Genomic DNA, 5,627 nt, shown 5'->3' with positions numbered 1-5,627 from the left:
GGGGCTATAGCTCAGCTGGGAGAGCGCTTGCATGGCATGCAAGAGGTCAGCGGTTCGATCCCGCTTAGCTCCACCAATATTCTATTCCTTCCCGTTTTTCCTCTGATTCTTCTTTTATTCCGCAGTCATCTGTCTTTAGTTTTATTTTCTAAATTTCTGCTTATTCTTCAACGAAATGCCCCCGTTCGAATGAACGAAGGCCGTCGGTAAAATCAGTTTTCGTCAGGAAGCTGCGGCATCCAGTCTATAGGCGATAGGCCCTGCTGCTCCAGCAGATGATTGGCCTGTGAAAAATGCCGGCATCCCATAAAGCCGCGATGCGCTGAAAGCGGTGAAGGGTGTGGCGCTTTCAGCACATGGTGACGCTGCTGATCGATGATGTTGCCTTTTTTCTGCGCATGCGATCCCCACAGCAGAAAAACGATCCCCTCACGATGTGAATTAAGCGCTGCGATCACTTTGTCCGTAAACGTCTCCCATCCCAGATTGGCATGCGAGTGCGCTTTTCCGCCTTCCACGGTGAGTACGGTGTTAAGGAGTAAAACGCCTTGCTGAGCCCAGCTCTGCAGAAAGCCGTGTCGTGGAATCTCAAAACCGGGAATGTCGCTGGCCAGTTCTTTATAGATGTTGGCGAGTGACGGCGGCGCCGGGATGCCGGGGCGGACGGAAAAAGAAAGGCCGTGTGCCTGATTCGGACCGTGGTAAGGATCCTGACCGAGAATAACGACTTTGACATCGTGAAATTCGGTATAGCGGAAAGCGTTGAACACGTCTTGCTGAGGCGGGTAGATCACTTTTCCCGCTTCTCGTTCCTGGTGAACGAATTTCAGCGTATCAGTGAAGTAGGGTTGTTGTTTCTCCTGGGACAGTACGTCGTGCCAGGTCAGGGAAGTTGCCATCAATGCGCCCTTGTCCATTCAATCAATCCGGCTAGCTTACCGTTCAATCCTGAAGAGGTAAAACCATAACCGGACTATTCGCGGCGTCAGCGTTGTTTTAACAAAAAAATTGAAAAAATATAGGATTTTTTGCAAAGCGCACAAAATTGGGAAAATTGATATAAAACAAAAGATTGGTGGCAACAGTTAATTCCGCAAGTGGAAGGAATTGATTTGAATCAATGATTGCGGGGTGTTTGGCTGGTATACAGGTTAGCAGATTCAGTCGGGTTTACCCTGATGTTAAACAACAGGCAGATTTGTTACTGGATACGAGATTCACATTCAGACTTACACGCCGTGCTACGGAGGCAATCATGATTACAGGTATTCAAATCACCAAGGCAAACAACACCGCATTGGTTAATTCTTTCTGGTTACTGGATGATGAGAAATCAGAGGCGCGTTGCGTTTGTTCAAAAGCGGATTACAGCGAAGATCAAATCGTGCCGGTCAGCGATCTGGGCCAGTTCGAGTATCGTGAAATTCCTCTGGAGCTGAAACCAGAAGTTCGCGTTGAAGGGGGCCAGCACTTGAATGTTAACGTACTGCGCCGTGAAACGCTGGAAGATGCGGTCAAGAATCCGGAAAAATACCCGCAGCTGACCATTCGTGTATCTGGTTATGCGGTTCGCTTCAACTCGCTGACGCCAGAACAGCAGCGCGACGTTATTGCTCGTACTTTTACAGAAAGCCTGTAATCGAGAGCGACGTCATTTAAAACGGATTAACCGTATAGAACGTATAGAAAAGGGAGCCATTGGCTCCCTTTTTTGTTGTCTGCCTCGGCCCTAAATGCAAAACGCCCAATGAAGTTCATTGGGCGTTGTAGGACAGCGGATCGCAACATGTACCGTTGTCTTAGACCGCTTCGTTGAGACGCGGCTGGACGATTATTTTTTGTCGGCCGGTTTATCCGCGCTATTGCTAGGCTGACGACGTTTACCGATATTTTTGCTATCGCGATGACGCACTTTCGTCTTGGTCTTCGGCTTCTCTTTCTGCTTTTTCTCTTCGCGCTTCGCCAGAACTTTCTTCGACGGTTTACCGGTGATTTTCGCACTCGGCGCACGCGTGGAAGGACGCAGTTCATCAACCACTCTGGCTTTCATCTGCTCGTTCAGGTAGCGGCTGATTTTCCCCAGCAGCAGATGGTCGTGCGCTTCTACCAGCGAGATGGCGCAACCTTTACGACCCGCGCGGCCGGTACGGCCAATGCGGTGCAGATAGGTATCTGCCGTGCGAGGCAGGTCGAAGTTGAATACGTGGCTGACATCATTGATGTCGAGTCCGCGTGCGGCGATGTCGGTTGCCACCAGCACGTTGACTCGGCCGTCGCTCAGGCGTTTGATTGCCTCATTGCGCTTAGCCTGCACCATTTCACCTTCCAGATAGCAGGTTTCGATACCCGCTTCACGCAGCCATGCGACCATTTCATGCACGCGCTCACGCTTGCGCACAAAGACGATGGAGCGAGTGACGTCCGGCTGTTTCAGCAGATGACACAACAGCGCGGTTTTGTGCTGAAGATCGTCTGCTCGGTAGTACCATTGCTGGATCTTTTTGCGCTCGCGACGTGACGGATCGGCTTCCACTTCAACCGGTTCTTTCAACAGGCGCTCGGCGAAGTCTTTGATGGCATCGCCTTCCAGCGTCGCAGAAAACAGCAACGTCTGTTTACGCCAGCGCGTTTCCCCGGCGATGTGTTCAATATCCTGTGCGAATCCCATGTCGAGCATGCGGTCGGCTTCATCCAGGATCAGCGTTTCCACCGCGCGGCAGTCGAAGTTTTCTTCTTTAATATATTGCAGCAAACGACCGGTCGTCGCGACGACGATATCCTGGTTCTCGCTGAACACTTCGGCGTGGTTCATATAGGCGACGCCGCCGGTGATGGTGGCGATATCCAGATGTGTCTGAGCGGCCAGAATTTTAGCCTGCTCGGCCACCTGCATCGCCAATTCTCGCGTAGGCGTCAGAATCAGTATGCGCGGCGGTCCGGATTTTTTACGTGGGAAGTCGAGCAGATGCTGCAATGCCGGTAGCAGATAGGCGGCAGTTTTCCCGGTTCCTGTTGGTGCAGAGCCTAGAACGTCCCGTCCGTCCATTGCTGGGGGAATGGCGGCAGCCTGAATTGCCGTTGGGCGGGAGAACCCCATATCCTGCAGGGCGTTTAGCAGGCTTTCATCAAGATCAAACTCGGAAAAATTGGTCGCTGTCATTATCTACCTCTATTTGGGGCGCCGATTATAGACTCATTGGCCCGGTTGTTCATCTCTTTAAGCGATGCAGACGACTTTTACTGCGTCAGAGTTTCTCCTATGCTAGCGCGGTTTAACAGGAAAAGACGCAAAATGACTCAGCCTTTATCGACGCCGGCGGTACGTTCCGGCGGATTCACCTTTAAGCAATTTTTCGTGGTGCACGATCGCTGCGCGATGAAAGTCGGGACGGACGGTATTCTCCTCGGCGCGTGGGCGCCAGTGCCGAAAGCAGGTCGACTGCTGGATATCGGCTGCGGTTCTGGGTTGATTGCGCTTATGCTAGCGCAGCGTACGAAAGGGCGGCTGTCGATAGATGGCGTAGAGCTGGATGCCGCGGCAGGGCAGCAGGCAAAAGAGAACGCGGCGGCTTCGCCCTGGCGCGAGCAGATGACCATTCACACGGCGGATATCGCTGACTTCACGGAACGAACCGACGAACAGTACGCGCTGATTGTCAGCAATCCGCCTTATTTCGTTCCGGGAGTGAGCTGCCGTTCAGAGTCGCGCGCTCAGGCCCGCTATACTACCTCTTTGACTCATCAAGAATTATTGCGTTGCACGAAGGCGAAATTGGCGGCTGATGGGCTTTTTTGCGTCGTGTTGCCCTACGATGTCGCGGAGATGTTTGTGCCGCAGGCTGAAAAAGAAGGATGGCGCTTGTCATTACGGACGGATGTTCGTGAGTCTGCGTCGCGTCCTGCACATCGAACGCTACTGGCGCTCTCGTTGCTGCCGGGTGCGACCGAGCGCTCTTCGCTGGTGATTCGAAATGACGAGGGACACTATTCCGACGCCTACCAGGCGCTGACACGCGATTTTTATCTGTCTATGTAAAACATGGAAAGACGGTGTTACATATGCGTAGCCCCCGGAATAGCGGGATTTGGCGCACGTGGATGGCCGAAGTGTGGTACAACTAGCCGCAAGAGTACAGGTGGGTCTGGTACTGAAATCACACTGGCGATCACATAAAGCAGAAAAGACTTTTTGAAACGGAACTTAATGATGTGTATGGACTCCAAGCGAGTGCTTGCTCAAAGATTTAGAACGTGGCTGGCATTACGTAACCTATGCGTGGAGACAAATTTGAGGAGATATTACCTCGGATGAGCGAGCAGTTAACAGATCAGGTTCTGGTTGAACGGGTCCAGAAAGGCGATCGGAAATCGTTCAATTTACTGGTTGTTCGTTACCAGCATAAAGTAGCGAGCCTGGTATCTCGTTACGTCCCCCCGGGCGACGTACCGGACGTCGTTCAGGAATCATTTATCAAAGCCTATCGTGCGCTCGAGTCTTTTCGCGGCGATAGTGCGTTTTATACGTGGTTGTATCGCATTGCGGTGAACACGGCGAAAAACTATCTCGTTGCCCAGGGGCGGCGCCCTCCGTCGAGTGACGTGGACGCCAGCGACGCTGAGAATTATGAAAATGCCAGCGCGTTAAAAGAAATATCGAACCCTGAGAATTTAATGCTGTCTGATGAGTTGCGTCGGATAGTGTTCCGCACGATTGAGTCGTTGCCGGAGGATTTACGACTGGCAATCACGCTGCGAGAACTGGATGGCCTGAGCTATGAAGAGATAGCCGACATCATGGGTTGTCCGGTCGGCACCGTGCGGTCGCGCATCTTCCGTGCGCGCGAAGCTATTGATAATAAAGTACAACCGCTTATTCAGCGTTAACTTGTTGTGAACGTTCATCATGACCGATTTGACAAGGTAAGGGTGTAAGGTATGCAGAAAGAAAAACTTTCCGCTTTAATGGATGGCGAGGCTGTCGACAACGAACTGCTGAGCGCTTTGTCGAAAGACGAAACACTGCAGGAAAGCTGGCAGCGTTACCATGTAGTACGCGATACATTGCGCAATGATGTCTGCGAACACGTCTTGCACGTCGACGTCGCAGCCCGTGTCGCGGCCGCATTAGAGCAGGAACCTGTTCTCTTCAACCCGCAGGCGGTGCCCGAATCCCAGCCACATCCTCGGACCTGGCAAAACCTGTCGTTCTGGAACAAGGTGCGTCCACTGGCGGCGAATCTGACGCAAATTGGTGTCGCGGCCTGTGTTTCTCTGGCGGTCATCGTTGGCGTGCAGCACTACCAGCAAGGCGGTGTCGCGACGGACGGCGCAGTCGAAGCCCCGGCATTCAGCACGCTTCCTGCTTTAGGCACCGCATCGCCGGTCAGCCTGAGCGTACCGGCTGAAACCAACGTCAATACGGTGGGACAGCGTCAGCAACAGGCTCAGCATGAGCGTATTAATGCATTGCTGCAGGACTATGAGCTGCAGCGCCGAGTGCATTCTGACCAACTGCGTTTCGACCAACATGAAGATCAACAGGCTGCCGTTCAGGTGCCTGGAACCCAATCATTAGGAATGCAGCCGCAGTAATGAAGCTGTCTCTTATACACATCTCCGAGCCCACG

The 5,627-nt window shown here is 52.6% G+C and carries 6 protein-coding genes and 1 tRNA gene; 5 read left to right on the top strand and 2 right to left on the bottom strand.

Features of this window, described 5'->3' with window-relative positions; translation table 11 throughout:
• Positions 1–76, top strand: a tRNA-Ala gene (locus Q7O77_RS13980).
• Positions 77–212: 136 nt separating this feature from the next.
• Here Q7O77_RS13980 and ung read toward each other — a convergent pair.
• A complete protein-coding gene (gene ung / locus Q7O77_RS13975; RefSeq protein ID WP_304168438.1) occupies positions 213–899 on the bottom strand; it encodes a uracil-DNA glycosylase in 687 nt (228 codons plus the stop codon).
• 356 nt (positions 900–1,255) lie between these two features.
• On the opposite strand from ung, the gene grcA reads away from it, so the two are divergent.
• Positions 1,256–1,639 carry an autonomous glycyl radical cofactor GrcA gene (grcA, locus tag Q7O77_RS13970; RefSeq protein WP_085653178.1) on the top strand — a complete coding sequence of 128 codons (384 nt, stop codon included), beginning with the start codon at positions 1,256–1,258 and terminating at the stop codon, positions 1,637–1,639.
• 192 nt (positions 1,640–1,831) lie between these two features.
• Here grcA and srmB read toward each other — a convergent pair whose 3' ends face one another.
• Entirely contained in the window at positions 1,832–3,160 is a 1,329-nt protein-coding gene (gene srmB, locus Q7O77_RS13965; RefSeq protein WP_085653179.1) for an ATP-dependent RNA helicase SrmB, read from the bottom strand.
• A 132-nt stretch (positions 3,161–3,292) separates the two neighbouring features.
• Here srmB and Q7O77_RS13960 point away from each other — a divergent pair, with 132 nt between their 5' ends.
• The 3 genes from Q7O77_RS13960 (at position 3,293) to rseA (ending at position 5,592) form a co-directional block, all read left to right on the top strand.
• On the top strand, positions 3,293–4,036 hold the full coding sequence (locus Q7O77_RS13960) for a tRNA1(Val) (adenine(37)-N6)-methyltransferase (RefSeq protein ID WP_304168434.1): 744 nt from the start codon (positions 3,293–3,295) through the stop codon (positions 4,034–4,036).
• Between the two features lie 272 nt (positions 4,037–4,308).
• The gene (gene rpoE, locus Q7O77_RS13955) at positions 4,309–4,884 is read left to right on the top strand and encodes an RNA polymerase sigma factor RpoE (RefSeq protein ID WP_026741430.1); all 576 of its coding nucleotides are present in this window, start codon (positions 4,309–4,311) and stop codon (positions 4,882–4,884) included.
• 51 nt (positions 4,885–4,935) lie between these two features.
• Positions 4,936–5,592: an anti-sigma-E factor RseA gene (gene rseA / locus Q7O77_RS13950; RefSeq protein ID WP_304168428.1), complete on the top strand. Its 657-nt coding sequence runs from the start codon at positions 4,936–4,938 to the stop codon at positions 5,590–5,592.
• The last annotated feature ends 35 nt before the right edge of the window (positions 5,593–5,627 follow it).

It is taken from the genome of Lonsdalea britannica (genome assembly GCF_946477055.1).
GTDB lineage: Bacteria > Pseudomonadota > Gammaproteobacteria > Enterobacterales > Enterobacteriaceae > Lonsdalea > Lonsdalea britannica_A.
The sequence above is the reverse complement of the archived record's forward strand: the minus strand, read 5'-3'. Positions and strand labels throughout refer to the sequence as shown.